27 protein-coding genes are annotated in these 26,830 nt (G+C 62.7%); 12 read left to right on the forward strand and 15 right to left on the reverse strand.

Annotation, left to right across the window (positions count from 1 at the left end; all coding sequences use genetic code 11):
- Nucleotides 1-94: 94 nt before the first annotated feature.
- Nucleotides 95-658 carry a hypothetical protein gene (locus ACODSP_RS07380; RefSeq protein WP_488964980.1) on the forward strand — a complete coding sequence of 188 codons (564 nt, stop codon included), beginning with the start codon at nucleotides 95-97 and terminating at the stop codon, nucleotides 656-658.
- Nucleotides 659-690: 32 nt separating this feature from the next.
- Here the strand turns inward: ACODSP_RS07380 and ACODSP_RS07385 are convergent, their stop codons facing one another.
- On the reverse strand, nucleotides 691-1,734 hold the full coding sequence (locus ACODSP_RS07385) for a GGDEF domain-containing protein (RefSeq protein ID WP_488964981.1): 1,044 nt from the start codon (nucleotides 1,732-1,734) through the stop codon (nucleotides 691-693).
- A 173-nt stretch (nucleotides 1,735-1,907) separates the two neighbouring features.
- Entirely contained in the window at nucleotides 1,908-2,393 is a 486-nt protein-coding gene (ybaK, locus tag ACODSP_RS07390) for a Cys-tRNA(Pro) deacylase (protein ID WP_488964982.1), read from the reverse strand.
- 170 nt (nucleotides 2,394-2,563) lie between these two features.
- Here ybaK and ACODSP_RS07395 point away from each other — a divergent pair, with 170 nt between their 5' ends.
- A complete protein-coding gene (locus ACODSP_RS07395; protein WP_054168205.1) occupies nucleotides 2,564-3,295 on the forward strand; it encodes a response regulator in 732 nt (243 codons plus the stop codon).
- Complete coding sequence (locus ACODSP_RS07400) at nucleotides 3,292-4,716, forward strand: sensor histidine kinase (RefSeq protein WP_488964983.1); 1,425 nt, start codon at nucleotides 3,292-3,294, stop codon at nucleotides 4,714-4,716. Before ACODSP_RS07395 ends, ACODSP_RS07400 begins: the two co-directional genes overlap by 4 nt.
- Before the next feature lie 11 nt (nucleotides 4,717-4,727).
- On the opposite strand, the gene ACODSP_RS07405 is transcribed toward ACODSP_RS07400, so the two are convergent.
- The 5 genes from ACODSP_RS07405 to ACODSP_RS07425 all read right to left on the reverse strand — a co-directional run bounded on the left by ACODSP_RS07405 (nucleotide 4,728) and on the right by ACODSP_RS07425 (nucleotide 12,526).
- Nucleotides 4,728-6,422 carry a YjbH domain-containing protein gene (locus tag ACODSP_RS07405; protein WP_488964984.1) on the reverse strand — a complete coding sequence of 565 codons (1,695 nt, stop codon included), beginning with the start codon at nucleotides 6,420-6,422 and terminating at the stop codon, nucleotides 4,728-4,730.
- A gap of 71 nt (nucleotides 6,423-6,493) precedes the next feature.
- Nucleotides 6,494-7,882: a glutamine synthetase family protein gene (locus ACODSP_RS07410; RefSeq protein ID WP_488964985.1), complete on the reverse strand. Its 1,389-nt coding sequence runs from the start codon at nucleotides 7,880-7,882 to the stop codon at nucleotides 6,494-6,496.
- Entirely contained in the window at nucleotides 7,879-9,255 is a 1,377-nt protein-coding gene (locus ACODSP_RS07415) for an aspartate aminotransferase family protein (RefSeq protein WP_488964986.1), read from the reverse strand. Before ACODSP_RS07415 ends, ACODSP_RS07410 begins: the two co-directional genes overlap by 4 nt.
- 77 nt (nucleotides 9,256-9,332) lie before the next feature.
- The gene (locus ACODSP_RS07420; RefSeq protein WP_082372328.1) at nucleotides 9,333-9,938 is read right to left on the reverse strand and encodes a helix-turn-helix domain-containing protein; all 606 of its coding nucleotides are present in this window, start codon (nucleotides 9,936-9,938) and stop codon (nucleotides 9,333-9,335) included.
- A 212-nt stretch (nucleotides 9,939-10,150) separates the two neighbouring features.
- A complete protein-coding gene (locus tag ACODSP_RS07425; protein WP_488964987.1) occupies nucleotides 10,151-12,526 on the reverse strand; it encodes an FkbM family methyltransferase in 2,376 nt (791 codons plus the stop codon).
- Nucleotides 12,527-12,765: 239 nt separating this feature from the next.
- On the opposite strand from ACODSP_RS07425, the gene ACODSP_RS07430 reads away from it, so the two are divergent.
- The 8 genes from ACODSP_RS07430 (at nucleotide 12,766) to ACODSP_RS07465 (ending at nucleotide 20,193) form a co-directional block, all read left to right on the forward strand.
- Nucleotides 12,766-14,265, forward strand: a complete 1,500-nt coding sequence (locus tag ACODSP_RS07430) for a CoA-acylating methylmalonate-semialdehyde dehydrogenase (RefSeq protein ID WP_488964988.1) — start codon at nucleotides 12,766-12,768, stop codon at nucleotides 14,263-14,265.
- A gap of 188 nt (nucleotides 14,266-14,453) precedes the next feature.
- Complete coding sequence (locus tag ACODSP_RS07435; RefSeq protein WP_488964989.1) at nucleotides 14,454-15,596, forward strand: isobutyryl-CoA dehydrogenase; 1,143 nt, start codon at nucleotides 14,454-14,456, stop codon at nucleotides 15,594-15,596.
- Between the two features lie 137 nt (nucleotides 15,597-15,733).
- On the forward strand, nucleotides 15,734-16,516 hold the full coding sequence (locus ACODSP_RS07440; RefSeq protein ID WP_488964990.1) for an enoyl-CoA hydratase: 783 nt from the start codon (nucleotides 15,734-15,736) through the stop codon (nucleotides 16,514-16,516).
- A gap of 129 nt (nucleotides 16,517-16,645) precedes the next feature.
- Nucleotides 16,646-17,824, forward strand: coding sequence for an acetyl-CoA C-acyltransferase family protein (locus tag ACODSP_RS07445; protein WP_488965069.1), 1,179 nt, complete (start codon nucleotides 16,646-16,648; stop codon nucleotides 17,822-17,824).
- 98 nt (nucleotides 17,825-17,922) lie between these two features.
- Nucleotides 17,923-18,501, forward strand: coding sequence for a hypothetical protein (locus ACODSP_RS07450; protein ID WP_488964991.1), 579 nt, complete (start codon nucleotides 17,923-17,925; stop codon nucleotides 18,499-18,501).
- A gap of 60 nt (nucleotides 18,502-18,561) precedes the next feature.
- Nucleotides 18,562-19,476, forward strand: coding sequence for a ribokinase (locus ACODSP_RS07455; RefSeq protein WP_488964992.1), 915 nt, complete (start codon nucleotides 18,562-18,564; stop codon nucleotides 19,474-19,476).
- Between the two features lie 73 nt (nucleotides 19,477-19,549).
- Nucleotides 19,550-19,954 carry a hypothetical protein gene (locus tag ACODSP_RS07460; RefSeq protein ID WP_054168194.1) on the forward strand — a complete coding sequence of 135 codons (405 nt, stop codon included), beginning with the start codon at nucleotides 19,550-19,552 and terminating at the stop codon, nucleotides 19,952-19,954.
- Nucleotides 19,954-20,193 (forward strand): hypothetical protein, encoded by a 240-nt coding sequence (locus ACODSP_RS07465; protein WP_054168193.1) that lies wholly within the window; start codon nucleotides 19,954-19,956, stop codon nucleotides 20,191-20,193. Before ACODSP_RS07460 ends, ACODSP_RS07465 begins: the two co-directional genes overlap by 1 nt.
- Nucleotides 20,194-20,205: 12 nt before the next feature.
- Here the strand turns inward: ACODSP_RS07465 and ribD are convergent, their stop codons facing one another.
- The 4 genes from ribD to rpiB form a co-directional block, all read right to left on the reverse strand.
- Nucleotides 20,206-21,327, reverse strand: a complete 1,122-nt coding sequence (gene ribD, locus ACODSP_RS07470) for a bifunctional diaminohydroxyphosphoribosylaminopyrimidine deaminase/5-amino-6-(5-phosphoribosylamino)uracil reductase RibD (RefSeq protein WP_488964993.1) — start codon at nucleotides 21,325-21,327, stop codon at nucleotides 20,206-20,208.
- Nucleotides 21,324-21,785, reverse strand: a complete 462-nt coding sequence (gene nrdR, locus ACODSP_RS07475) for a transcriptional regulator NrdR (RefSeq protein WP_488964994.1) — start codon at nucleotides 21,783-21,785, stop codon at nucleotides 21,324-21,326. The genes ribD and nrdR overlap by 4 nt, the downstream gene beginning before the upstream one ends.
- Nucleotides 21,786-21,863: 78 nt before the next feature.
- The gene (glyA, locus tag ACODSP_RS07480; RefSeq protein WP_488964995.1) at nucleotides 21,864-23,144 is read right to left on the reverse strand and encodes a serine hydroxymethyltransferase; all 1,281 of its coding nucleotides are present in this window, start codon (nucleotides 23,142-23,144) and stop codon (nucleotides 21,864-21,866) included.
- A 33-nt stretch (nucleotides 23,145-23,177) separates the two neighbouring features.
- On the reverse strand, nucleotides 23,178-23,612 hold the full coding sequence (rpiB, locus tag ACODSP_RS07485) for a ribose 5-phosphate isomerase B (RefSeq protein WP_102114860.1): 435 nt from the start codon (nucleotides 23,610-23,612) through the stop codon (nucleotides 23,178-23,180).
- Nucleotides 23,613-24,158: 546 nt separating this feature from the next.
- Between rpiB and ACODSP_RS07490 the strand changes: the two genes are divergently transcribed.
- Complete coding sequence (locus ACODSP_RS07490) at nucleotides 24,159-24,599, forward strand: Ros/MucR family transcriptional regulator (RefSeq protein ID WP_488964996.1); 441 nt, start codon at nucleotides 24,159-24,161, stop codon at nucleotides 24,597-24,599.
- 61 nt (nucleotides 24,600-24,660) lie between these two features.
- Here the strand turns inward: ACODSP_RS07490 and ACODSP_RS07495 are convergent, their stop codons facing one another.
- From ACODSP_RS07495 to ACODSP_RS07510, 4 genes are all read right to left on the reverse strand, one after another.
- The gene (locus ACODSP_RS07495) at nucleotides 24,661-24,858 is read right to left on the reverse strand and encodes a DUF6898 family protein (RefSeq protein ID WP_102114862.1); all 198 of its coding nucleotides are present in this window, start codon (nucleotides 24,856-24,858) and stop codon (nucleotides 24,661-24,663) included.
- Nucleotides 24,859-24,873: 15 nt separating this feature from the next.
- Entirely contained in the window at nucleotides 24,874-25,347 is a 474-nt protein-coding gene (locus ACODSP_RS07500; RefSeq protein ID WP_054168223.1) for a MarR family winged helix-turn-helix transcriptional regulator, read from the reverse strand.
- Nucleotides 25,348-25,527: 180 nt separating this feature from the next.
- Entirely contained in the window at nucleotides 25,528-26,058 is a 531-nt protein-coding gene (locus ACODSP_RS07505) for a hypothetical protein (RefSeq protein ID WP_488964997.1), read from the reverse strand.
- Nucleotides 26,055-26,729 (reverse strand): response regulator, encoded by a 675-nt coding sequence (locus ACODSP_RS07510; protein ID WP_054168185.1) that lies wholly within the window; start codon nucleotides 26,727-26,729, stop codon nucleotides 26,055-26,057. Before ACODSP_RS07510 ends, ACODSP_RS07505 begins: the two co-directional genes overlap by 4 nt.
- Nucleotides 26,730-26,830: the final 101 nt, after the last annotated feature.

Here is a 26,830-nt window from a genome sequence, read left to right on the forward strand (position 1 = left end):
ACGTGGCGCGGGTTTTTCTGGTGCTTCTGGCTGACGATTGCGGGTGGTTTCCAATCTGCTATGATGGGAAACTACCTGCTGCTGGAGGATTACCATGAACGTTTCCGCGACCTGGACCGTTCCGCCCACCCAGGGGCCGCGCGTTGCCACCTCCACTCCGGTGTCCGGGCCGGTTTCCGCGCAGAATGGTGGTTTGGCACAGGCCTTGTCGGCGCAGGGGGTGGATCTGTTGTCCCGACTGTCGGGTGATACCCGCCAGATGCTGGATACGCTGATGGCCAGCGGGGGCATCTCGGCGGAAACGGCGGCCAGCGCCATCGACTATTTTGCAAAGCTCAAGAACAATCAGGATGTGGCGGAGACTTTGCCACCCGCCACTTCCGCCAACATGGAGGGCGGCCTTGATCAGGCTCTTGCCCACCTCGAAACCGGGTTGAGGGAAGGGGGCGATGCCCTGGCGCGGGATATCGAATCTTACCGCCGTGCCTCTGCCGCCTATCGCCGCGAAAGCCTGGATACGCTGCAGAAACGGATGACAGCCGGCATGCAGGGTTACAAGCTTGAGGAACTGTCTGCTGGCGCGGCGATACGCAACACGCCCTTGGGCGATGCCATCGCCCAGGATGCCGGTATCGATCTTTCACGCGGCGCGCTGTAGCACCGCTTTCTCTTAAGATCAAAAGCGACCGATCACGCTGCGATCACCCTGTTACGCCCACAATGCTTGGCGCGGTACAGTGCGATGTCAGCCCGTTGCAGGGCCGGCTCCACGCTGGCCTCCCCCGGCTTCACCGTGGCGGCCCCCAGGCTGACGGTAATCTTGATGGGGCCGGCATCGGTGTGGATGGGTGTCTGTTCCACGATACGGCGCAGGCGTTCACCCGTTTCGACGGCCTGGTTCAGGCCGGCATCGGGCAGGATCAGTGCGAATTCCTCTCCGCCCAGGCGCGCAAACACATCCTGCACCCGAATGGTCTGGCCGATCTGGTCGGCGAACTGCGCCAGCACCCGGTCGCCGGCGCTATGCCCATAGGTGTCGTTGATCTTCTTGAAATGATCGATATCCAGCACCAGAACCGCGATATCGCACCCTGTGCGCCGCCGCCGCCCGATCTCCCGCTCTGACAGGGAGAAGAAGGTGCGACGGTTCAGGGAACCGGTCAGGGGGTCCGTCTGCGCCAGCACCGCCAGTTCACGATTGGCCAGCCGCAATTCCAGCTCATCCATGACGATGGCGGCCAGATCGGTCAGGGTTTCGCGGTCATCCTCGTCAAACCTGCGGGGCACGCGGTCGATGACGCAGACGGTTCCAAGCGCCTGTCCGTCGCGGGTTATCAGGGGGGCGCCGGCATAGAACCGGATGCAAGGTTCCCCGGTGACCAGAGGATTATCGCGAAACCGCACATCCAGGCGCGCATCCTCCACCACCATCACGTCACGCCGGCGGATGGCATGGTCGCAGAAGGCCAGGGAACGCGGGGTCTCTTCCACCGACAGCCCGTCGCGGGCCTTGAACCATTGCCGTTCCTCATCGACCAAGGAAATCAAGGCAATAGGTACGCGTAAGGCCCGTTTGGCCAGGGTGACGATACGGTTGAACTGCGGTTCCGGCTGGCTGTCCAGTACATGATACCGGTCGAGCGTGCGCAGGCGCAGCGCTTCATCCGTTTGCAGGCCACAGGCCCCGGCATGAAACGCCCCACCGGGCGGTTGGGTGTCGATGATCGCCGCCATGGTCGCCCCGCCTCCCGTCATGTCTGGAACTGGTTAATTCCCCGAAATGTATATGCAGTTGGCACGGGCGCGATAGCTATCCATTCGCTCTGTCAGTGCGGTTCTTGGGCCTATGGCGATTGGGTTACAAGCCCATCAAGATTCTCTAATGTAATATTAAAACCAATGTGTTATCATTTGTTTACAATAATGGGCGCCAGCTTTGCCTCCAGCACCCGGACGATATCTGCCGGTGCCGCCGCGATCTGCAGCCCCCGCCGCCCACCATTCATGATCATCTCGGCCAAGCCCCCGGCACTGGCATCGATCAAGGTGGGAAGGCGCTTGCGCATGCCCAGCGGGCTGATACCGCCGATCACATAGCCCGACACCCGTTCCGCCGCCTTCGGATCGGCCAGGGAGGCCCGCTTGCCGCCCGCCGCACTGGCCAGCGCCTTCAAATCCAGCCGGGCCGGCGACGGGATGACGGCACAGACCAACCCCACCCCTTCGACATCCGATACTAGCGTCTTGAACAGCATTGCCGGATCAACGCCCAGGGCTGCTGCGGCGGCCATGCCGATGGCATCGGCATCCGGATCGTAGTCATATTCCAGCAGCCGGTGGGCGATGCCGGCGGATTTCAGGGCGTTGACGGCGGGTGTTGCCTTGGCGGACATGGAATGGCGTTCTTCATGATGGGACCAAGTGGCCATTTTTTCCGCGCGTAACCGCCGGGTCAAGTCCACAACCCGTCACAAACCGATACAATTTGGTACGCGGTCACGCCTTCCCGTGCATGCCCTTGCGTGCCATCTTCCTGTAATCTTCATTTAACTGTTACCGATCCATGCAGGCCGCTGACAATCCCCATATCTTCCTGGTCGATGACCATCGCGACATCCGTGAGACCCTGACCCGCTTCCTGGAAAAGCATGGAATGCGTGTGACGGCGGCAGAGGATGCGGCGGTGGCCCGTCGGCGGCTGCGCGCCTGTGCTGCCGATCTGATTGTGCTGGATGTCATGATGCCGGGGGAGGATGGGCTCAGCCTGTTCCGCCATATCCGGGAGACGATGGACACACCTGTCATCTTCCTGACCGCCATCGGGGAACCGACGGACCGCATCGTCGGGCTGGAAATGGGTGCCGATGATTATGTGACCAAGCCGTTTGAGCCGCGCGAACTTCTGGCCCGCATCCGCGCCGTCCTGCGCCGCAGCCACTCTCTGCCCGTGACCGGTGCGCGAAAAAAGGCCGATGAAAGCCGACTTTCCTTTGATGGTTGGATGCTGGACCTGAATCGCCGCGAATTGACCGGGGCCGATGGCGTCGTCGTTTCGCTGTCGACGGCGGAGTTCTCGTTGCTGGAGGCGTTTGTGCGCCATCCCAATATGGTGCTGACCCGTGAGCAATTGCTGGATCTGACCAAGGGGCGGGAAGCCGATGTCTTCGACCGTTCCATCGACAATCAGGTCAGCCGCCTTCGTCGCAAGATCGAACCCGATCCCCGCAATCCCACCCTGATCAAGACGGTCTGGGGTGGGGGCTATTGCCTGGCGACGGAGGTCCGGGCGGCATGAAGGGGGTGATGTCCTTCCTGCGCCATCCGCGCAGCCTGTTCACTCATATGGTGGCGCTGCTGGTCGGTGCCATGCTGGTGGCGAAATTCGCCAGTTGGACGGCATCGCTGGACGACAAGGCCGCCACCGTCCGCCGCACCCATATTGAAGAGACGCTGCTGCGCATCGCGGCCACCACCCGCGTCATGGATACATTGCCGCGCGCACACCGGTCCGACACACTGGCCGCCATCCGCGCGCGGGAAACCCGCTACTCGGTGGATGATGCCCCTTCCATTCCGCCCGATTATCGCCTGACTGACCCGCAGGCCATGGCCGTGCGTGACCGGTTGATCGATATTCTGGACCTGCCGCCCAGTGCCGTGCAATTCAAGATGTGGAACCGGGCGGAGAATGCCGAACCTTCCTGGTTCCACAATCCCTGGGCCGCCATCGAACCGGTGGAGATGGGGATGAAATTCTCTGTCCGCCTGGATGACGGGCAATGGCTGAACGCCGTCAACCGCCGCATGGTACAGCCCACCGTCTGGTCCTCTACCTCCACCTGGACCCTGCTGACCTCCATCCTGATGGTGGCCGCCGCCACTTTCTACATCTCCCGCCGCCTGTCGCGCCCCTTGCGCGATCTGGCTGACAGCGCCGACCGGCTGGGTCGGGGGGAGGCTGTACCCGCGCTGGAGACGGAACGCGGGCCGGAGGAGGTGCGCCGCGCGGCCAACGCCTTCAACGCCATGGCCGCCCGCATCCGGCGTTTCGTGGATGACCGTACCCGCATCCTGGCCGCCATTTCCCACGACCTGCGCACCCCCATTACCAATCTGCGCCTGCGGGTGGAGTTGCTGGAGGAGGGGGAAACCAAGTCCCGGATGCTGGAAACCCTGGATGAGCTTCGGTCGACGGTGGAGGCCACGCTCTCCTTCACGCGGGAGGAGCTTGGGGAGGAGGCGGTGCGTGCTGATCTCTCCACCCTGGTGGAAAGCGTCTGCGATGATTTCGCCGATACCGGCCATCCCGTGCATTTCAGCGCGGCCGACCGTCTGCCCCTGATCTGCCGGACCAGTTCGCTGCGCCGTGCCATCCGCAATCTGATCGAGAATGCCCTGGCCTATGGCGGCACGGCCCGCGTCTCCATCCGCAGTGATGGGGCGGGGGCGGAGATCATTGTTGCGGATGATGGGCCTGGTATCCCGGAACCTGACATGGAGCGCGTGTTTGAACCGTTCGTGCGGCTGGAGGCGTCGCGCAATCGGCGCACAGGCGGTGTCGGGCTGGGCCTGTCCATTGCCCGCTCCGTCGTGCGTGGGCATGGGGGCGACATCCGTCTGTCCAACCGCCCGGACGGTGGCCTGGACGCCATCATCATGATCCCCATTGTGACCAGTCCGGATAAAGAAGGCATAATCCTGCGCAAGGCAGCGTGACCGGTTCAGTGCTAACGTTGCCTGAATCCCCTATCCCAATCCCCAACCACCCTGGCATAGCCGGCAGCGTGGTGCAGGTCGGACAGGGTGATGGCACGGTCCAACCTTTCTGCATATTCGCGCGCCAGGGGGCGTACCTTCACACGGGCCAGCGTATCCACATGCTGACCCAGCCCGATTAGCGGCAGGGTCACAGACAGGCCCAAGCGGCTGGTGCGGGTCGTCGCCGTGGCGTCCATGCCCAGTTCCAGACCCCATCCAAATTGCCGCGTCAGGGTGAACGTCGTCCCCAGGTCACCGGCCAGATAACGGCCAAATGACAGTTCGCTGCGGCTGCCCCCATCCTTTCCTTCCCAGCCGGCAGTCACAAAGCCGGTTGTGCGGCCACTGCCCCTATAAAGCGTTTCAACGCTGGGCGGGCGTTTCCAGACATGGTGCGCGGCCAGCCCCAGTGACCAGCGTGCCGTCAGTTGCTGATAGCGTAGCTCCCCGCCGCCGCCGCCATACATCGGGTCCAGGTGCCCGATTTCAGCCAACACGTCCAGCGAGGGTGTCGCCGCATACACAAACGCCATCTGTGCCCGGTCCAGGCTGAATCGGCGATAAAGATACAGGGCCGCATCGTCCCGGCCCTTTGACGGGGGATACCAGCGGGGCAGGGGAATGTTACCCGCATTTGCCACCCGCCCCTCCGCCGTCAGGATCAATCCCGACCAAGGCAGCAGATGCAGTTGCGCACCTGCGGATGCACGGCTCGCGGCGGGATATCCGCGCGGCCCCGCCTCCACCTCTATCGTCGCATCCAGCGTCATTTCCCAATGATGGGCGAGCTTTTCCGGCGTCAGTGCACGCTCAAATCGCGTACCCCGACGGATCTCGGCTGCACTGATCCGATGGCGTTTCCATTTCCGCAGATCCGGGGCGTAGAGCCGCGCCGATACGCCGGGAAGGCCTAGGCGGTGGCTGGCCACGCTCACCCTATCCGACGTCGGATGCTGATCGGCCAGGGCGGCATGCAGCGCACCGCCCGGTGACATGAAGGGTCCGATATCCGTCCATGCTCCGGCATCGGGTTGCCGTGATCGTCCGAAATAGGGCTGGGACAGTTCGTCACCTGCAATCTGTTCCGTGATGCCCGTCACCAGCCCCCGGTCACTCAGCCAGGTGATGCTCAACATGCGTCCTGGTTCTGGTGACCAACCGGCACCCAACATTGGTCCATCCACACCACCGATCCCGGCCCGAATCCAGGTATCATTCATAAACGGTACCGGCGTCTTCACGGGCAGCAGTACCTGCAGAACCGGTCTCACATCCCCCATACCTGACCGGGCCGCCCCTGCCGTGACCTCCACCCCGGCGCGCGTCCAGCCCAGAAGCAGGCTGTCCAGCCGCCCCGTCATGTCGCCACCATGCCCGCTGCTGTCCAACACCAGATTAGGCAACAGGCCACGTGCCTCGGCCAGTTCCAGCGTCACATCCGTCTGCGCGCTCCAATCGCCTTGGCGCACCGTCACGGCAAGTGGCCTCACGGGTCGCATGCCAACACTGACCGCCGCGACATTGTCCTCCGGCATCTCCAAACCCAACCATAGCGCGCCCTCGCCCGGAGGAAAGGCGGTGGGGTGGCCGGAAATACCCGCCACCCCGGCCAATGACGGCGGGGTCAGCAACAGCAGCAATGTCAGGGCTGATAACAGGCGCATGGGACGGGGCGATGATTAGTGCAGTCACACTATCCACGCCGATATTGGCAATATCAATCAAAAGGGGATGTTCAAACCTGATATAGGTATAATTGGTAGTCTGTGTCAGGGATACAGCCCGCCAAACGGAATAATTCAGCCCGCTTGATCGCGATAAAGGAACGGTGCAGGTCCGCCCCAAGGGCCGACTTCAGAAAGTCCGACCCTTGGGCCTGCGCGATGGCAGAACGCCAGTCACCGGGCATGGCCCGGGAAAAGGGTGTTTCCTGGGTAAAGCCCTGATATTCCGCTGCCGGTCCCGGATCGATGGTATGCGCCATGCCGTGCTGCATCCCGGCAAGGACGGTTGCACCCACCAAGTAGGGATTGGCATCAACCCCGGCGGGGCGATGTTCGATGCGTCTTGCCGTGACCGGTCCGGCGGGAATACGTAACGCAACTGACCTGTCGTTAACACCCCAGGTGGGCTGCACCGGGGCATAGAGCTTGGCCACGAACCGGCGCCAGGAATTGGCATGCGGGGCAAAGGCCAGCATCCCGTCCCCCATGGTCGCCGCCAGACCGCCGATGGCATGACGCAGCAGCGGATTGGGGTACACCGCGCCCTCATCCTCCGAAAACAGGTTGTGCCCCCGGCTGTCATTCAGCGACACATGCAGATGCATCCCCGATCCGGCCTGCGCCGCGAAAGGTTTGGCCATGAAGCAGGCCACCATCCCCTGCCGCCGCGCCATGGCCCGGACCAGCCGCTTCAGCATCACCAGATCGTCGGCGGCGCGCAGCAGGTCGCGGCGATAATGCAGGGTCAGTTCATATTGCCCCGGCGCATATTCGGAAATCAGGGTTTCCAGGGGCAGACCCTGAGCCTGCGCGGCCTGATAGACGGGGCCGAAAAATGGCTGCATCCCGTCCAGATCATCCAGGCCGTAGACCTGCACCTGTCCATGCCGCCGCCCGTCCAGGGCCATGGCTGCCGGGCGTGGGCGGCCATCGGGGCCGGGTTCGGCGTCCAGAAGATAGAATTCCAGTTCGAAGGCCCCGGCGGGGTAACGCCCGCCCGCCGCCATCGCGTCGATCTGGGTGGCCATGGCATGGCGCGGATCGGCCCCGTGCGGGCGACCATCCAGATGGTACAGGCTGACCAGAACCTGTGCCCGCCTGAGTGATGTCCAGGGCAGCAGGACCAGGGTGCCAGCGATGGGCCAGGCGCGCAGATCGGCATCACCAACTGACCAGACCAGCCCCGTCTCCTCCACATCCTCCCCCGTCACATCCAGACCCAGGATGGAGGAGGGGAGGTGGCGCCCCTGCTTGTACAGTGCCTCCACCTCATGCCGGCGGATGATCTTGCCGCGCCCGATGCCGTTGGCATCGGTCAGGACGATATCGACGGCCTCCACATCGGGATGTGCCGCCAGAAAGGCTTCGGCCTCTGCCCATTCGCCGATACGCGTGGTCATGCGGCTTTCCCCTGTGCCAGGATGCAAGCCACCTCCGCAAAGGCGGTGATCAGGCGATCGACCTGTTCCTCCGTCGTGGCCGGACAGACCAGCATCATATTGTGGAACGGCGCGATCAGGATGCCGCGATTGAGAAGCGCCAGATGGATAGCCTGTTCCAGCGGTCCCGCATGCGCCGCCTCCGCCTCTGTCCCATTGCGCAAGGGGCCGGGGGCGCAGATGAACTCCACCCGCGCGCCCACCCGTACCACATGCCAGGGCAGACCCAGCCGTTCGATCACGCCTGACAGCCCGGTTGCCAGATGCCCCGCCAGCGCCTCCATCTGGGCATAGGCCGCATCGGTCATCACCTGTTCCAAAGTCGCGCGCATGCAGGCCAGGGCCAGGGCGTTGGCCGACAGGGTTGTGCCCATGCCGGAATGTCCCGGCGGTGTCACCGCCCGCACAGCATCCAGCCGGCGCGCCACATCCTCGGTGAAGCCCCAGACACTGGCCGCCACCCCGCCCGCCACCGGCTTGCCCAGCACGAACATGTCGGGTTCCAACCCATATGCGCGCGTATAACCGCCGGGACCGGTCGAGATCGTATGCGTCTCATCAATCAGCAGCAGGGTACCCGTTTCGCGCGTCAGACGTCGCAGTGCCTCGTGAAACCCCGGATCGGGCAGAACCATGCAGCAGTTGGTCAGCACCGGCTCGGTGATCACGCAGGCCACCGTTCTGTCGGAAAGGGCAGCCCCCAGCGCCGGCAGGTCATTAAACTCCACGACCCGCGCGCCTTCCGTCAGGTCGGTGAACTGACCCAGCAGGCCAGGGCGGTTGACAGGTGCACCGTCAATCAGCCGCACGAATGTCTCGTCCACCGTCCCATGGTAGCAGCCATTAAAAACCAGGATTCTGCCGCGACCGGTCACAGCACGCGCAACACGAAGGGCAAAGCGGTTGGCGTCTGTTGCCGTTGTCGCCACCTGCCAGTACGGCAGCGCGAACCGGTCGCGCAGCAGGGCGCCAACGGCCAGCGCATCATCGGTTGGCAACATATAGGTAAGGCCGCGCCCCGCCTGCGCCATCAGGGCCTGACGCACCGGTTCCGGCGAATGCCCGAACATCGACCCTGTATCGCCCAGGCAGAAATCGGCCAGTACATGGCCGTCACTGTCGGTCAAGGTGGCGCCCTGCGCGCCCGTCACCAGCATCGGGAATGGCATGGGCCAATCCCGCATCCAGTGCATCGGTACGCCTTGATAGAAGCCGGGTAAGCCGTTACCTGCGCGTGCGGCGGCATCGGGGTGGGCCGCAATGAAGCGCGCGCGTTCACTTGCCATCAATGCCTGGATGGTCTTCGCGGCTATGCCACCGGAACCGTCCACCATTCATTCCTCTCCCGCAATGTCCGACTCCGAATGTCGGGGCCGGGCATGGCGGGCGTCAAGGGGCGCTTAAGTGTGCCTCAATGCGGGAACCAGATTCCGGCCACCTTGTGCAGCTTTTCCACATCCTCGATGGACAGTTCAACCCGGCGGCGGGAAAGGGTCATGCCATAGATCACGCCCTCGTCATCCTGCCGCAGGTAGAAGGCAAGCGGACTGAAATTCAGGCGGTTGATGACCAGATCGCCAACATTGGCCGGCGCATTGGGATTGACCAGCAAGGTTGCACCGATGCCGATAGCCGGCGCGTTCGACAGATCATGGACCGTCACTGCGTAGGCGCCGGCGATGCTGCGCATCTGCGGTGCGCGGGGGATCGTCCCGGCACTCTTGGCATCTACCCCGTCGCGGGCCAGATCGCGCCCTTCATACAGGGGCAATTCCGTGTCAGCCTTGTTCTCGCTCAGCATGGTGCGCAGTGGGCTGGCGGGCGACAGCATTTCCGTCGGACCGACACCAAAGATCTTGGCCAGCCGGATAACGTGATCCGGGCGGAAAGGCCGTACACCGTTTTCCAGCTTCGATATTTCGCTTTTCGACAGCCCCGCCGACGTGGCCAGAGCCGCCAGGCTCATCCCGCGTGAGGTGCGCATCATGCGCAGATGAACACCGTCATGATGTTGCACTTGTGATGTCTCCCCTGACAGACTTCATAGGAAACATACATCTTCAGTGTCGCGCGGAAAGGTCGTAGGTACCCCCCAAAGGGTTAGGTTGCTTTTTACAGAAATCCTCACTGGTTTTCCGACGCGCTAGAGGATCATGTGGGATCAAATTTATATTACTTTTTAATATCAATATGTTGGCCTGGAAAATCGCCCCATTATAACCCTAATCACTAGGTGCTGGGTGACAGCGACAGGTCCTGTTCCCACCCTCTTATCAGGGGGACCAGCGACGGCAGGTAAAACTTTTGATATAGGGCGAAGAACCTATATCGGTCCGGACTGATCAGCTGGCGGTATACAATGTTGTTGATGTCACTTTCCGTGGCGAAATAGTCGATGCTGGCGGCTGACACAACGGCTTGGACGTGGTTGCGCACCATCAGCAGGCCGATCTGATCAATCCAGCGCGATACGGTCGGCCTGGACAGAGCAAGAGACAGATATTGGCGCAAAAAGCCTGAAAAGGCGCGGCCCGTTTCCGTCGGCGCGATCAACAGCAGGTTCGCCGTCAACAGGCTGCAGACCATTCGTGCAAAGTCATTGCAGTTGAAAACGACGTCCTTGCCCTGCATGCGGTGCAGCAGGTCCCCCACACCGCGTAGCAGCAGACAGTCAATATCGGCAACAAAGACAGGCAGATTGAGCGTGTGGAGAAGATAGTCAGCCTGTTCAAAGCGCACACTTTGGAAATGTGCGACCGGCAGGTTGGGAATCGGCGTCTGCGGATCGGCGATACACCTTGTCGTGACCTGCGACGGATCGAAATCATCACCTGTCAGGATCAGCCGGTCATCATCGATACCGATAATGTCTACTAATTCCCGCATTCGCGCCGCACCGCCAATCACATGCACAATGATCAGCGCGGGCACATCAAGGTTGCGAAGGGCCGACAGCACGAACAGCCGCGCATAGCGCCGGAAATACCCCTCATCGGCGGCGACCAGCAGCACGGTTTGGGCGGAAAGTTCCTTGGCTCTTGCCTGCAACCCGGCGGGTGCCATCGGCAGTCCGCGTGCCGTCATCAACGCGGTCGGCGCCGCTGCTGTGCCGGTCGGTACCGGCCCCAACTCCTCCGCCAATCGTATGCCACGTGACACTGCGTCGAAATGGGCGACCCAGGCATCTTTCTCGGCATTTCCGTCCGGCACATGGCCGGCGGTCAGTTGCAAGGTGATGCCTGTCATTTCATCGACAAGGCGCTGATCCTCCGGCCCGGGGCGACCGGGACAGATCAGCAGATTGAGCAGTTCAAGAATCAGCAACTGCCGGACCTGCGGTTCGACGATGGAGTTTGCCTTGCGCGCCAATGCCATGACAAGACGCCGGAAGGTCGGCCAATCCCGTTCATTTCGGGATTTGGTGGTCAGCAAATGCAGACACAGTTCGTTCTCGGGCCGCAGGGGCAGCAGCAATTGTGCGCATCGGGTTGCTTCCGTCTCACGGTTCAGCAGAACCATGGTCCGGGTCGCCACCTCCAGGAAGGGAGCATGGTCGGGGAGCAGGATGGTTATGGGCACGACATAGCGGGCCAGTTCCTCAAATCCACCCTCGCTGAACAGGGTGGCAATACGCGGCAACACCTGATCCAGCAGGACAGAGACGAAGGGAAGATGGTCGGTGAGCGACCCTGTGAGGTCCCGTACCCGGATGAAATCTTCCAGTGCCTCAACCAGATTGCCCAAGCTCTGATGACAGCGGGCCCGCAGGGCAAGGGGTTCAGCCTGCTCCGGGTTCAGCATCACAAGGTGGTCGGCCATATTGAGCGCATCCGCCGTGCGCCCCTCGGCCAGCAATCGCGCGGCCATGGCTAACAGGCTGGGGGTGTGCGCCCTGACAATGGCCTGACCGTCATGCAGGGCGATTGTATCCTCGCCCTGAATAGCGACGCGATAGCCCTGTGCCATCAACAGTTCTGCTGCGGTTCGGCGGTCTGCCTGGCTCAATCTCTCATGGCGGTAATGGATGATTGCTGGTCGCGCCCGCTTGAAATCGAAGGCGTTCAGGATGTCCAAACCGTAGCCATCGCTGTCGAACCGCAGAATGTCGACCTGTCGCACGCCCTGTTCACGGAACAGCGTATCAAGCCGGACAGCACGCACCATTGTCTGGTCAAGCAGCGAGGCCAGGAGGTCGCGGGCCGTGTCCTCTGCTGTTGCGCCCCCCAGCACAGAGATATCTGCGAGCAGGGCTTCCTTGGTGAAGGAAATGATGGTGGCCAGATGGGGCGGCAGGATGCCCCTGGTAAATGCCTCGGCATTGAAAAACCAAAGTGGGCGCTGACCGTCGATACCGGAGATGCTTGCGTGAACCGCCTTGACACGCGGCTGCGCCTGATTTTGCTGCAACAGCTGCTGATAACGTGCAAGAACCGGTTCGACAATCAGGCCAGATAAACCACGCCCGGCGATGTGGGAATAAAGCGGGTCGTTCACAACCGCCACACAGCCGCCGATCTGCACGAAGAAGGGCGATGACTTCCACAAGGTCAGGCTGGCAATGGCATCGGCAAGCAGATCATGGGTACCCTGGGACGCAACCGCCACGACAGACTCCTTGCCCCTGAATATCGGTCGATGTACGCCCTTGCCCCTGCGGACAGGTTGCGTACCGTCCCGCAGATATAGCCTGCCAAAAGGGGATCTGTCGCCACAAAGCGGAACTGGACAGGCGACAGGCATTGGGGACGCTATGGGTATTCACGCACACTCGCTTGCGCCAAACCGCGCCTTGTGGTGCGCCCGGTCCCGTGCCACCTTCCTTGCAATAACCCAGGGAGGATCACTTGGTCGAGAAGCTGTACCATTTCATCGGCGGCGCCCGTGTTGAGGGCAAGTCTGGACGTTTCGCCCCCATCTTCACCCCCATGACGGGTGAAATCTCTGCCGAGGTGCCGCTGGCCAGCACAGTGGAACTGGCCGAGGCGGTTGCCAATGCCAAGGCCGCTCAGCCCGCCTGGGCTGCGACCAACCCGCAGAAGCGCGCCCGCGTCCTGATGAAGTTCCTGGAACTGCTGAACCGAGATTTCGAAAAGATCGCGCTGAAGCTGGCCCTGGAACATGGCAAAACCATCCCCGACGCGCGCGGCGATATTCAACGCGGCCTGGAAGTGGTGGAGTTCGCCATCGGCATTCCGCACCTGCTGAAGGGCGAGTATACAGAGGGTGCTGGCCCCGGCATCGACATGTATTCGATGCGTCAGCCCCTGGGTGTGGTTGCCGGCATCACGCCGTTCAACTTCCCCGCCATGATCCCGATGTGGAAATTCGCCCCGGCCATCGCCTGCGGCAACGCCTTCATCCTGAAACCGTCGGAACGCGACCCGTCGGTGCCGCTGATGCTGGCGGAGCTGATGTATGAGGCGGGCCTGCCCAAGGGCGTCCTGAATGTCGTCAATGGCGACAAGGAAGTTGTCGATGCCATCCTCGACCATCCCGACATCAAGGCCATCGGCTTTGTCGGCTCCACCCCCATCGGTGAATATATCTACACCCGTGGCACGGCCAATGGTAAGCGCGTGCAGGCCTTTGGCGGCGCCAAGAACCATGCCCTGATTATGCCCGATGCCGACCTGGACATGGTGGCCGATGCCTTGATCGGTGCCGGCTATGGTTCCGCTGGTGAACGCTGCATGGCGATTTCGGTGGCGGTGCCGGTGGGTGAGAAGACGGCGGATGCCCTGGTCGAACGGCTGGCCCCGCGTGTCCGCACCCTGCGCGTCGGTCCCTCCACCGATGAGAAGGCCGATTTCGGTCCCGTCATCACCCGCCAACATATGGAGAAGGTGAAGTCCTACGTCGATATCGGCGTGCAGGAAGGGGCCGAACTGGTGGTCGATGGCCGCGACGTGAACCTGCAGGGCTATGAAGGTGGCTATTATGTCGGCGGCGTCCTGTTCGATTGCGTGACCACCAATATGCGGATCTATAAGGAAGAGATTTTCGGGCCTGTCCTGTCCATCGTCCGCGCGCCGGATTATGAGACGGCCTTGTCGCTGCCGACCGACCATGAATATGGCAATGGTGTCGCCATCTTCACCCGTGACGGCGATACCGCGCGTGACTTCGCTGCCCGTGTTGACGTCGGCATGGTCGGCATCAATGTGCCGCTGCCAGTGCCGCTGGCCTATTACACCTTCGGCGGCTGGAAGCGCTCGGGCTTTGGCGATCTGAACCAGCATGGCCCGGACAGTGTCCGCTTCTACACCAAGACCAAGACGGTGACGTCGCGCTGGCCGTCGGGCATCCGCTCCGGCGCGTCCTTCGTCATCCCGACCATGGGTTGATCAATCTATCCTCATTGCGTTGTCCTCCTTACGTCATCCCGGCGAAAGCCGGGACCCAGGGCCAGCAAGCCCGACCTATCGGCTTCCTTGATCAAGGTAGCTTCTGGGTTTGATCCTGTGGCCCCTGGGTTCCGGCTTTCGCCGGGATGACGTATAAGGGGCCGCTTTCTTGCAACAGGACACCCCCGATGGATTTCGATCTTTCCGAGGATCAACGCGCCATCCAGGATCTGGCACGCGGCTTCGCGGCCGAACATATGGCCCCCTTCGCCGGCGAATGGGATGAACACCATATCTTCCCTGTCGATACGCTGCGCAAGGCCGCCGAACTGGGGTTCGCCGGCATCTATTGTTCGGAAGCATCCGGCGGCACGGGACTGGGCCGGCTGGACGCGTCGATCCTGTTTGAGGAATTGTCGGCGGCCTGTCCCTCCACGGCGGCCTATATCTCCATCCACAATATGGCCGCCTGGATGATCGACACGTTCGGCAATGCCGAACAAAAGTCCCGGTGGCTGCCTGACCTGTTCTCCATGGCGAAATTCGCCAGCTACTGCCTGACCGAGCCTGGCGCCGGGTCCGACGCGGCGTCCTTGCGCACCAAGGCGGAGCGGGATGGCGACCATTATGTCCTGAACGGGTCCAAGGCCTTCATCTCCGGTGGCGGGGCATCCGACATCTATGTCGTGATGGTGCGTACCGGCGGGCCGGGGCCGAAGGGGATTTCCTGTCTGGTCGTGGAAAAGGGCATGCCCGGCCTGTCGTTTGGCAAGCAGGAAAAGAAGATGGGCTGGAACAGCCAGCCCACGGCGCAGGTGATTTTTGAGGATTGCCGTGTCCCCGTCGCCAACCGTCTGGGTGCCGAGGGCGACGGGTTCAAGATCGCCATGAAGGGCCTGGATGGCGGTCGCCTGAATATCGCCTCCTGTTCCCTGGGCGGGGCCCGCGCCTGCCTGAATGCGGCCCGCGACCATATGGAGGTGCGGCAGCAGTTCGGCAAAAAGCTGAACGAGTTCCAGGCCTTGCAGTTCAAGTTCGCCGACATGGCAACGGAGCTGGAGGCCGCCCGCCTGATGGTCCACCGGGGTGCTGCGGCCCTGGATGCCGGCCATCTCGACGCCACGCTTTACTGTGCCATGGCCAAGCGCTTTGCAACCGATGCCGGGTTCGCCGTCGCCAATGATGCGCTGCAACTTCACGGCGGATATGGTTACATCCGGGAATATCCGGTGGAGCGCATCCTGCGTGACCTGCGCGTCCACCAGATCCTGGAAGGCACCAACGAGATCATGCGCGTGATCATCGCCCGCCGCCTGCTGGGTGGGGCATAATGCCAATCTGGCAAAGGCTTGCCCTTTGATAGATTGGGGGCTGGCGACTGCCAGCCCGGCGAACATGCACCGTGATGCTCAAGTCGCCGGATGGCGGCGCCCGGCGTCTGAGAGAACGAATAAACGAGGCGAGTGAAATGACCGAGACCTACGAAAACATCCTGGTGGAGACCAAGGGCGCCGTCGGCATCATCCGGCTGAACCGGCCCAAGGCGCTGAATGCCCTGTCCGACGGTCTGGTGACCGATATGGAAAAGGCCCTGAACGCGTTCGAGGATGATGCCGCCATCAACGTCATCGTCGTCACCGGTTCGGAAAAGGCCTTTGCCGCCGGGGCGGACATCAAGGAGATGATGAATTTCTCCTACATGGATGCCTATCTGAACGATTTCATCACCAAGAAGTGGGGCCGTCTGGCCACCTGCCGCAAGCCGACCATCGCTGCTGTTGCCGGCTATGCCCTGGGTGGCGGGTGCGAGTTGGCCATGATGGCCGATTTCATCATTGCCGCCGACAATGCCAAGTTCGGCCAGCCGGAGATCACCATCGGCACCATCCCCGGTGCCGGCGGGACCCAGCGCCTGACCCGCGCCATCGGCAAGGCCAAGGCCATGGAAATGTGTCTGACGGGCCGCATGATGGACGCGGCGGAGGCGGAACGGTCGGGTCTGGTGGCCCGCGTGGTTCCCGTGGCCGACCTGATGGACGAGGTGATGAAGACGGCGGAAAAGATCGCCTCCCTGTCGCGCCCCGCCGCCATGATGGCGAAGGAAGCCTTGAACCGCAGCTTCGAAGCCACCCTGACCGAGGGCCTGCTGTTCGAACGCCGCGTCTTCCATAGCACCTTCGCCCTGGCCGATCAGAAGGAAGGCATGGCCGCCTTCGCCGAAAAGCGCCCGCCGAACTTCACGGGCAAGTAACGGCTTATCGGGGGCGGGGAGGCCGGAGCTTCCCCGCCCCTTGCTTTTGTAGCGGTTGCAAGGCCACTACATCAGGCTTATCTGTTGCGCCGCAATATAATTGATCTGGGAGGATCACCCGTGAGCAGCTTGAACGACGTCGTCATCGTTGCCGGCACCCGCACCGCCATTGGCGGTTTCGGCGGCAGCCTGAAGGATCATGCGCCCGCCGAGCTGGGTACGCTGGTGATCAAGGAGGCCGTGAGCCGCGCCGGTATCGACGCCGCCGATGTGCAGCATGTCGTGATGGGCCAGGTGATCCCCAGCGGCCCGCAAGATGCCTATCTGGCCCGTGTCGCCGCCGTGAATGCAGGCGTGCCGGTGCAGGCCCCGGCCCTGACCCTGAACCGCCTGTGCGGGTCGGGCGTGCAGGCCATCATCTCCGCCGCCCAGATGATCAAGCTCGGCGAATGCGACGTGGCCGTGGCCGGCGGGGCGGAGAGCATGAGCCGGTCGCCCCATGTCATGCCGTCGGTCCGCTGGGGCCAGCGCATGGGCGATGCCGCCGTGGTGGACGCCATGGTCACCGTCCTGACCGACCCGTTCCACAAGATCCATATGGGTATCACGGCGGAAAATGTGGCCGCCCGGCATGAGATTGACCGCGCCGCCCAGGATGCGTTGGCCCTGGAAAGCCACCACCGTGCCGCCCGCGCCACCGCCGAGGGCCGGTTCAAGTCGCAGATCCTGCCGGTGGAGGTGAAGGTCAAGGGTGGCACCAAGCTGTTCGATACGGACGAGCATTTTCGCGCCGACGCCACCGAGGCCGACTTTGCCAAGCTGAAGCCCGTGTTCAAGAAGGACGGTTCCGTCACAGCCGGCAACGCATCCGGCGTCAATGACGGTGCCGCCGCTGTGGTCCTGATGTCCGCCGCCGAGGCCGCCAAGCGCGGGACCAAGCCGTTGGCCCGCATCATCAGCTGGGGCCATGCCGGTGTGGAGCCGGAGGTGATGGGGCTGGGTCCCGTCCATGCCGTGCCCATCGCGTTGGAACGTGCCGGGCTGACCGTCGCCGATATCGATGTGATCGAAAGCAACGAGGCCTTTGCGGCGCAGGCCTGTGCCGTGTCCAAGGTGCTGGGCTTCCCGGCGGACAAGGTGAACCCCAACGGCTCCGGCGTCTCGCTGGGCCACCCGGTGGGTGCCACCGGCGCCATCATCACCGTGAAGGCGCTGTATGAGCTGGAACGGATCGGCGGGCGTTATGGCCTGATCACCATGTGCATCGGCGGCGGCCAGGGCATCGCCATGGTCATCGAACGGCTGTAACCAGGATCATCCGTCGGTTAAGATCGGCCCACCTCGCTGAATGGCGGGGTGGGCCATTTCATTTCGGTCCCACAATAATCAAGATAAAGGTTGGGTCCATGCATATCCGAAACATTCTGGCGGCGCTGTCATTGCTGATCGCCCTGCCTGCCGCCGCCGCACCGGCGGATGGTTTCCTGGCCGCACTGCAGCCCCTGTGCGGCAAGGCGTTCGAGGGCACGATCACCACGAACGAAGGCGGGGCCGCCAATGACCCGTTCGTGGGCAAGCGGCTGGTCATGCATGTGCGAGCCTGCAAGGCGGGGGAGGTTCGCATTCCCCTGCATGTGGGGGAGGACCGGTCGCGCACCTGGATCGTCACCCGTACCGAAACGGGCCTGCGCCTGAAACATGATCACCGTCATGAGGATGGGACGGAGGATAAGCTGACCCAATATGGCGGCGACACGATTGCCCCCGGCACCGCCGCACGTCAGGACTTCCCCGCCGACGCCTTCTCCAAGACCCTGTTTGCCGATAACAAGCTGCCACCGGGCGCGCAGCAGAATGTCTGGGCATTGGAACAGGGGCAGGGGACCTTCACCTATGAGTTGTCCCGCCCCGGCCGCGTGGTGCGCATGGTCTTCGACCTGACCAAACCCGTGGCCGCCCCGCCTGCACCCTGGGGGCATGAGTGAGGCTTCCAAGGCGTCCCAGGACGCGCTAGGAAGGATCGTTCAACCAAGAAGGAAAGCCCCATGGCCCAGGTCACCGTCATCGGTTCCATTAATTACGACATCCTGTCCACCATGGAACGCGCGCCCAAGGCGGGGGAGACGGTGAATGGCCAGACGGTGCAGTTGATGCCGGGCGGCAAGGGCCTGAACCAGGCGGTCGCCGCCCGGCAGCAGGGTGTGCCCGTGTCCTTCGTGGGCAAGGTCGGACAGGACATGTTCGGCGACCGCATCCTGTCCTTCTTCGCTGAAAAGGGCATTGACGCCACCCATGTGGGGCGGTCGGCGGATGAAGCGACGGGATCGGCCCTGATCCTGGTGGATGCGACGGCGGAAAACCGCATCGTTGTCATTCCCGCCGCCAACCGGCAGATCGTGCCCGCCGATGCCGATGGCCTGTCCATTTCGCCCGGCGACATCCTGGTCAGCCAGTTTGAGGTGCCGCGCGCCACCATCGCCGCCCTGTTCGCCAAGGGCCGGGCCGCCGGTGCCCGTACCCTGCTGAACGCCGCACCGGCCTTGGATGACGCGCCCGACAGCCTGTGGACCGACACCGACATCCTTGTGGTGAATGAGACGGAGCTGGGCCATTTCGCGGGCGTGGAACTGTCGGGCGACGCCGCGGTGGCCGATATCGCCGCCCCGGCCCGCGGGCTGCTGCGCCGCCCGGAGCAGGTGATCATCGCAACGCTGGGCGTGCGCGGGGCCCTGGCCGTCACCATGGATAGCGAAACCCTGGTACCGGGGCGCAAGGTGGTGGCCGTGGACACGACGGGGGCGGGTGATTGTTTTGTGGGCAGCCTGTCGGCCCGGCTGGCGGCGGGGGATGATCTGGCCACCGCCATGCGCTATGCCAATGTCGCGGCCTCCATCGCCTGCACGCGCATCGGCACCGGTACCGCTATGCCCGTCGCGGAAGAGGTACGGGCCGCCCTGTGACGCGAAATCACTTGGGAAACCCGGCCTTGCTTGGCTAATCTAGGAACCTTGATCCATCCGGGAGGGCCGGGCCATGAGCGACACCTATGTCACGCTCAAGATCCGTGAGGCATTGAAGGCCGCACAGGGCAGCCGCAGCCAGGCGCAGCGTGTGCTGATCGCCTGGGCGCTGGATGACGAACAATTGCTGCGCGGCCTGTGCAAGCCGTTCCTGAAGGCGATTGCCGGCAGCGCCGTTGACCGTGTGGCCCGTGGGGGTTCCATCACCACGGCGGCCCCGGCCCCCGGCCAGGGCGTGGTGCGCGCGGCGCGTCCGTCCACCGGGCCGAAGAAACTGTCGCCGCAGATGATGGATGCCATCATCGCCCGCATGGGCACGGGCGGCGGTGGGGCGGCACCCGCACCCGACGATGGACAAGAACAGGCCGACAATCTGAAGGCCCTGGCCGCTGCCTTTACCCAGCGCAAGAAGCCGTGATGCGGCGTCCGGCGGCTTTGTTGATGCTGTGCCTGCTCTCCGCCCTGCCGGCCCGCGCGCAGCAGGCCGAGGCGCGGGAGGCGGCACAGTCCGCCAATTGCAAGCCGACCAAACTGGAAGTCATGAAGCAGGTCACGGGCCGCATCGCGGAGACGATCTATAAGGTCAGTTGTGCGGCACCGAAGGACAGTTTCGTCCTGATCCAGTGCCGCGACCGCACCTGCGCGGTGATGCGCTGACCCGCACCCGAATCAGCCGGTGAAATAACGGCGCGTTTCGTCACCGACTGGGAAAAGCCGTACCGCCTGTTCCAGCATTTCGGCCTCCAGGGCGCCCACTGCCGGTAATCCATCGCCGCCGATCAGCATCGGGGCGCGGAACCATTCAACCCCGTCCACCAGCCCCGTCTTCAGGAATGAGGTGGCCACAGCAGGCCCACCCTCCACCAGCAGCCGTGTGATACCCTGGCCGGCCAGGGCGGTCAGGGCGGCGGCAATGGACAGGCGGCCCGTTTCATCGCGATCAACCCGCAGGATGCGAACACCAAGCGCCTCCAGGTCCGCAGCACGGGACCCGTCTGCGTCCGCCAGCGTCACCACCCAGGTAGGCGCCACGCTGGCGGCCCCCTGCACCAGCTTTGCGCTGGGCGGCAGGCGCAGATGACTATCCAGCACGATGCGCACGGGGCTGCACCCCTCCAACCCCGGAAGCCGGCAGGTCAGTTCGGGATCATCGGCCAGCGCCGTGCCGATTCCGACCAGGATGGCATCATGATTGGCGCGCAGCAGGTGGCCGCGTGCGCGGCTGTCGGGGCCGGTGATCCATTGGCTATGTCCGGTCGAGGTGGCGACACGGGCGTCCAGGCTGGTGGCCAGTTTCAGGGTGACGCCGGGGCGGCCCTTCAGGATGCGGCTGATGAAGCCGGCATTGACCGCCTGCGCCTCTTCCGCACACAACCCGACATCGACCTGAATCCCCGCTTCGCGCAGACGGCGGATACCGCCACCTGAGACGCGGGGGTCCGGGTCCTCGCATGCCACCACGATACGGGTGATGCCGGCCTCGATCAGCGCCTCTGAACAGGGCGGGGTCTTGCCATGGTGGTTGCAGGGCTCCAGGCTGACATAGACGGTGGCGCCGCGTGCCGCATCACCGGCCTGGACCAGGGCCTGCGGTTCCCCATGCGGGCGACCGCCGGGGGCGGTGACCCCCCGGCCCACAACCTGTCCATCCTTCACCACGATGCAGCCGACCGACGGATTGGGCCAGACACGGCCCAGATTGCGCCGGGCCAGGGCCAGGGCGGCGCGCATATGCGCCGCGTCATCCGTGCTGAAGGATGGGGCCGCGCCGATCACGCCATCCCCGCTCAATCGTTGTCTTCGGGCCGCAGCTTTTCAACGAAATCGTTGAAATCCGCCGCCTCGCGGAAATCGCGATAGACGGACGCGTAGCGGATATAGGCAACCTTGTCGATGCCGGCCAGCTGGTTCATCACCATCTCACCGATCTGGGTGGAGGGGATTTCAGTCTCCCCGCTGCTTTCAAGCTGCCGCACGATGGAATTGACCACACGGTCGATCCGGTCAGCATCCACGGGCCGCTTGCGCAGCGAAATGCGCATGGAACGCAACAGCTTCTCCCGGTCGAAGGGTTCCTTCTGACCGGACGATTTCACGACATAAAGCTCACGCAGCTGCACCCGTTCGAAGGTGGTGAAGCGGGCGCCGCAGGCCGGGCAGAAACGGCGGCGGCGGATGGCGGACCCATCATCGGTGGGACGGCTGTCCTTCACCTGGGTATCGTCATTCCCGCAGAACGGGCAGCGCATATGAGCCCTCCATGATTATTATGGTTGCCGATACGAAAACCCCGGTTCCGGCATGGGGCCGAAACCGGGGTTTGTCAATCACAGCGTCTGGTAGATGGGGAAGCGGCGGCACAGTTCCTGTACCCGCGCGCGCACCCGGCCTTCCGCCGCTGCATTGTCACCATTGCTGACCGCGAGCGCGTCCAGCACCTCCACGATCATGTCGCCGACCTGGGCGAATTCGGCGGTGCCGAAGCCGCGCGTGGTGGCCGCCGGGGTGCCCAGACGCACACCGGAGGTCACGAACGGCTTTTCCGGGTCGAACGGCACGCCATTCTTGTTGCAGGTCATGCCGGCATTTTCCAGCGCATGCTCGGCGGCCTTGCCCGTCAGCTTCTTCGGACGCAGGTCAACCAGCACGATATGGCTGTCGGTGCCGCCAGACACGATGTCCAGGCCGCCGGCGATCAGACGCTCGGCCAGAACCTTGGCATTGGCAACGACATTGGCGGCATAGGTCTTGAATTCAGGACGCAGCGCCTCACCGAAGGCCACGGCCTTGCCGGCGATGACATGCATCAGCGGGCCGCCCTGCAGGCCCGGGAACACGGCGGAATTGAACTTCTTGCCCAGGTCCAGGTCGTCGGACAGGATCATGCCGCCACGCGGACCGCGCAGGGTCTTGTGCGTGGTGGTGGTCACGACATGGGCGTGCGGCAGGGGCGAGGGGTAGACGCCAGCGGCGACCAGACCCGCATAATGGGCCATGTCCACCATCAGATAGGCGCCGATCTCGTCCGCGATCTTGCGGAAGCGGGCAAAGTCGATCTGGCGCGGATAGGCGGAACCACCGGCGATGATCAGCTTGGGCTTATGCTCACGCGCCTTCGCCTCGACATCGTCATAATCGATCAGGTTGGTATCGCGGGTCACGCCATAGGACACGACCTTGAACCACTTGCCCGACTGGTTGGCAGGGGCGCCATGGGTCAGGTGACCGCCGGCGGCCAGATCCATGCCCATGAAGGTGTCGCCGGGCTGCAAGAGCGCCATGAACACGGCCTGGTTGGCCTGCGCGCCGGAATGCGGCTGAACGTTCGCATACTCACAGCCGAACAGCTTCTTCGCGCGCTCAATAGCCAGCGTTTCGGCGATGTCGACATATTCGCAGCCGCCATAATAGCGCTTGCCCGAGTAACCCTCGGCATACTTGTTGGTCAGAACCGAACCCTGGGCCTCCAGCACGGCGGTGGAGACGATGTTTTCCGAGGCGATCAGTTCGATCTGATCCTGCTGGCGGCCCAGTTCCTGACGCAGCGAGGCGTACAGTTCGGGATCGGCGTCGGACAGCTTGTCGGTGAAGAAACCCTGGATGCTCATGTTCGTCTGGTCCTCTGGTACCGGTCGGGCGTTTTAGCCCAACATCGCGACACGGCGGGCATGACGGCCGCCTTCGAATTCCGTGGTGAAGAAGGTGGCAACACAGTCCTTCGCCACCTCCACGCCGATGGTGCGCGCGCCCAGGCACAGCACGTTGGCATCATTATGCAGGCGGGTCAGCCGGGCCTCCGTCGGCGTATGGCACAGGGCGGCACGCACATGACGGTGTCGGTTGGCGGCAATGGAAATGCCGATACCGGTGCCGCAGATCAGCACGCCAGCATTGGCCCGCCCATCGGCCAGGGCCGCAGCGACAGCATCCGCAAAGCTGGGATAATCTACCGACTCCGGCCCGTTGGTGCCAAGGTCGAGGACCGTGTGACCGGCGGCGCGCAGTTGTTCGGCCAGGACGGCCTTCAGTTCCGGGCTGGCATGATCGCCGGCAATCGCGATGGTCTGGATACCCATAATCCACCCTCTCCGGGCAAGGAGGCCCGGCACCCCTGGAAACAGAGAAGCAACCCCATCACTAGGGGGTCGCCGACGGGCAGGACCCTAGCAGAAGTGTCGCCGCCACACCAGTTCCCGCCCTGGCCCATGAAAGCAGCCCGGCCTTGCCCCCGGCGCGCGCCTGGAGTGACCGTTGCAAGTCTGAAAGTAATGACACAATAGAAATAATTGAAACAGAGCGCTGGCAAATCTTATAGGGGCAACTTACCCTGTGGTTCTCAAGCGCTATCACCATAAATGAAGATAATTTGATAAATCTTGAAAATTGCTGAGAAATCCATTGTTCATCTGGATCGTCCAATCAGACTAATATCCATTGGCCGTGGTGGATCTACAAAAAGCGAAATCAGTGACTTATGATATTTCGTCAACCATAGACTGATATGATAATGGCAATCCAAGTAAAAAACTTCCCCGTTTTCAACGGTTCCGTGTTGACATGCGAACGCACCCATGCGAAGCGTCCGTTCATAGTTGATTAACCGTTCAGGAATGTTGGGTGCGATGGAACAGCAAGGGAATGAGGTGTTGACGGGGGATCTGCTGCGTATGACGGCGGAGATCGTATCCGCCTATGTCGGCCAGAATGCACTGCCGACGCAGCAATTGCCGGAGGTCATCAACTCCGTCTATGTAACCTTGACGGGGCTGCAGGGCGCTCCTGCTGAAGTGCCGCAGGAACCGATGCGTCCTGCCGTGCCGATCAAGAAGTCGGTGACGCCGGAATACATTGTCTGTCTGGAGGATGGGAAGAAACTGAAGATGCTGAAGCGGCATCTGCGTTCCACCTACGACATGACTCCGGAAGAATACCGTGCCAAGTGGGGCCTGCCGCCTGATTACCCCATGGTGGCGCCCAATTATGCGGCACAGCGGTCTGAATTCGCCAAAAAGATCGGTCTGGGCCGGGGCGATACGCGCAGCGCTTCCCGCCGCCGGGCCTGACCTGCCTGGGTTTCCATAAGAAAAGGCCGCGCGGGACACTGCCCGCGCGGCCTTTTTGGTTTCAGGACTGGCCCTTGCGCAGCACGTAATTCAATTTGGCCAGGGCGTTGCGCGCCAGAACGGTCTTACCGGCACTGGCGGGCCCCTGAATGATGATCTCGGTATTGGTGGCCGGGTCGATGGCGCTGACCCGCACGATGTTGCCGACCGGATGGAATTCGATCAGCACATCCTTTTCATTCAAAGGCGGCCGTGGCATGGCGGCGCCCCGCAGTCAGAGCGGCCCCGACGACGCATAGGCGCCGTAGGACAGAGACGAGGTCCAGAACCGCTCCAGCGTGCGCATCGTCTCGTTTGCGCGCGTCAGCTCCTCTGCCGACAGACCGGACTTGTCCAGCGCATCCACCTGACGGGAGAACAGTTCCGAAATCCGGTCGCGCAGCTTCAGCCCCTTGTCGGACAAGCGGACACGGACGGAGCGACGGTCATGCGTGGAACGTTCCTGCGTCAGGTAACCGTTCTCATGCATCTTCTTGACGTTGTAAGAAACGTTGGAGCCAAGATAATAGCCCCGTGCCGTCAATTCACCGACGGTCAGCTCATCATCGCCGATATTATACAGGATCAGACTTTGGACATTGTTGATGTCCTGCATGCCAAGACGGTCCAGCTCGATCTTCAGCACTTCCAGGAAATGGCGATGCAGCCGCTCGATAAGCAGGATGCTGTCATAATAGGGTTGCCGCAATGCCATCTCCATTGGTCCCATGCGCCCGCGTGCGTGAAACTTCACCGGCAATAATGACCGCCTTTTATCACGAACCGGGCCTGTGACTAGTCAAAAACCATACTCCGTTCGGGGAGGCGGCGCGTAAAATAACCGAATTCCGTAACAATGTGCCAGAAAACCCATCGCACGGCGTGTATGTCACGCGCCGCGCTTCGCGCCCAGCTTGGCGCGGGCCATGTTCAAGGACACGGCAAGGGCCTGTCCGATCTGGCCGCCATCACCCTTGATATCGTCACGCACCAGAACATGCATGGCGTCGATATGCAGGCCGACAACGGCCAACTGCGCCACGCTTGGGTTGGGGATGGGCACCAGGAAATGGTTCAGTGAGTTGGCGAAATCGGACAGAAGATCATATCCGAAGGTCTTGCCCAACGTCATGATGCCGTCGCTGATCTTGATCACCCGCTTCAGATGGGAGGGGCGGTTATCAACGTCGGTCATGGCGCGGCGATAAGCGTCCTGCAATTCCGTGAGATCGACGCGTGTCTGGGCGATATGGGCATCGGACATACGGGCGACATGTGTGCTGGCGCGTGCAAGGGCGGCCGGGTCGATCATGCCCGGCTTTCCATCGGCAGAGCCGCCCACCTTCTCGCGCAGCTTGTTCGGCCGCTTGATGATCTCGACCGCCGGCACACGTGCGTCGGGCTTCAGATTGTCATTCATGCGCTTGCCCGCTGGGCCTCGGCTTCCGCCGGAACCTCAGCCCCTCCATCAACATTCTCAGCGGGATTCTCCACAGAACCACCCTGGCTGTCGATAACCATGTGAGCGCCTTCGTCAACAACCCGCACATCTTCGGGGCTCATCAGGCGGCGGTCGGCACCATCATGGGGCAAAGTCTGACGTCGGCGGTCGGGTCCGAAATAATTCGGCGCGCGTACAAAGGATCGCGGCTTGTCGATGATGGCCAGAAGACGGCTGGCGACATTGATGACCGACATGGGCTTGGCCAGATATTCCGTCACCCCGCTGTCGCGGGCCAGGCGCACTGCCGCCTCATCGGCCTCACCACTCATCATCACGACGGGCAGGAAACGGATCTTGTCGCTTTCATGTTCGCGCACCCATTTCAGCAAACCGATCCCATCCATCGGCTCCATCAGGTGGTCAGCGAAAATAATGTCCACATCGCGGCCCGCGGTACTGTCCATCTGGGCGGAAACGTCGAGGATGGCCATTGCCTCCTCCCCATTATCCGCCTGCAAAACCTTGCCGATCCCTAACGCCTTGAAAATGGTCACCATGATGGAACGCACAAAGCGGTTATCGTCCGCGATCAGCACGGACAGACCGTCGAACCGATAATATTTGCCGCTGGAAGGTGGTTTCGACATCAGGTCAGACGTTCCGCGCAAGACCGCCCCGTGTGGGGCGTGCCGTTACAGCTATCGTCATCCCGACGGCGAATGCAAGCACAGAGAGTATCACCGAAAGC

The sequence above is a fragment of the Niveispirillum sp. FG156 genome (assembly GCF_057809555.1).

Bases quoted from the DNA above. Each gene is read 5' to 3' on its own strand.
- ACODSP_RS07505 (WP_488964997.1), bottom strand. From the start codon at position 26,058: ATGAATGACAATCTGAAGCCCGACGCACGTGTGCCGGCGGTCGAGATC.
- ACODSP_RS07495 (WP_102114862.1), bottom strand. From the start codon at position 24,858: ATGCCACGGCCGCCTTTGAATGAAAAGGATGTGCTGATCGAATTCCAT.
- ACODSP_RS07410 (WP_488964985.1), bottom strand. From the start codon at position 7,882: ATGACCACGCGTATCGGCGAATGGGCAGAGGCCGAAGCCTTTCTGGCG.
- ACODSP_RS07385 (WP_488964981.1), bottom strand. From the start codon at position 1,734: ATGGCGGCGATCATCGACACCCAACCGCCCGGTGGGGCGTTTCATGCC.
- nrdR (WP_488964994.1), bottom strand. From the start codon at position 21,785: ATGCGCTGCCCGTTCTGCGGGAATGACGATACCCAGGTGAAGGACAGC.
- ACODSP_RS07435 (WP_488964989.1), top strand. From the start codon at position 14,454: ATGGATTTCGATCTTTCCGAGGATCAACGCGCCATCCAGGATCTGGCA.
- glyA (WP_488964995.1), bottom strand. From the start codon at position 23,144: ATGAGCATCCAGGGTTTCTTCACCGACAAGCTGTCCGACGCCGATCCC.
- ACODSP_RS07380 (WP_488964980.1), top strand. From the start codon at position 95: ATGAACGTTTCCGCGACCTGGACCGTTCCGCCCACCCAGGGGCCGCGC.
- ACODSP_RS07490 (WP_488964996.1), top strand. From the start codon at position 24,159: ATGGAACAGCAAGGGAATGAGGTGTTGACGGGGGATCTGCTGCGTATG.
- ACODSP_RS07400 (WP_488964983.1), top strand. From the start codon at position 3,292: ATGAAGGGGGTGATGTCCTTCCTGCGCCATCCGCGCAGCCTGTTCACT.
- ybaK (WP_488964982.1), bottom strand. From the start codon at position 2,393: ATGTCCGCCAAGGCAACACCCGCCGTCAACGCCCTGAAATCCGCCGGC.
- ACODSP_RS07440 (WP_488964990.1), top strand. From the start codon at position 15,734: ATGACCGAGACCTACGAAAACATCCTGGTGGAGACCAAGGGCGCCGTC.
- ACODSP_RS07460 (WP_054168194.1), top strand. From the start codon at position 19,550: ATGAGCGACACCTATGTCACGCTCAAGATCCGTGAGGCATTGAAGGCC.
- ACODSP_RS07415 (WP_488964986.1), bottom strand. From the start codon at position 9,255: ATGGTGGACGGTTCCGGTGGCATAGCCGCGAAGACCATCCAGGCATTG.
- ACODSP_RS07405 (WP_488964984.1), bottom strand. From the start codon at position 6,422: ATGCGCCTGTTATCAGCCCTGACATTGCTGCTGTTGCTGACCCCGCCG.
- rpiB (WP_102114860.1), bottom strand. From the start codon at position 23,612: ATGGGTATCCAGACCATCGCGATTGCCGGCGATCATGCCAGCCCGGAA.
- ACODSP_RS07510 (WP_054168185.1), bottom strand. From the start codon at position 26,729: ATGTCGAAACCACCTTCCAGCGGCAAATATTATCGGTTCGACGGTCTG.
- ACODSP_RS07395 (WP_054168205.1), top strand. From the start codon at position 2,564: ATGCAGGCCGCTGACAATCCCCATATCTTCCTGGTCGATGACCATCGC.
- ACODSP_RS07465 (WP_054168193.1), top strand. From the start codon at position 19,954: ATGCGGCGTCCGGCGGCTTTGTTGATGCTGTGCCTGCTCTCCGCCCTG.
- ACODSP_RS07455 (WP_488964992.1), top strand. From the start codon at position 18,562: ATGGCCCAGGTCACCGTCATCGGTTCCATTAATTACGACATCCTGTCC.
- ACODSP_RS07450 (WP_488964991.1), top strand. From the start codon at position 17,923: ATGCATATCCGAAACATTCTGGCGGCGCTGTCATTGCTGATCGCCCTG.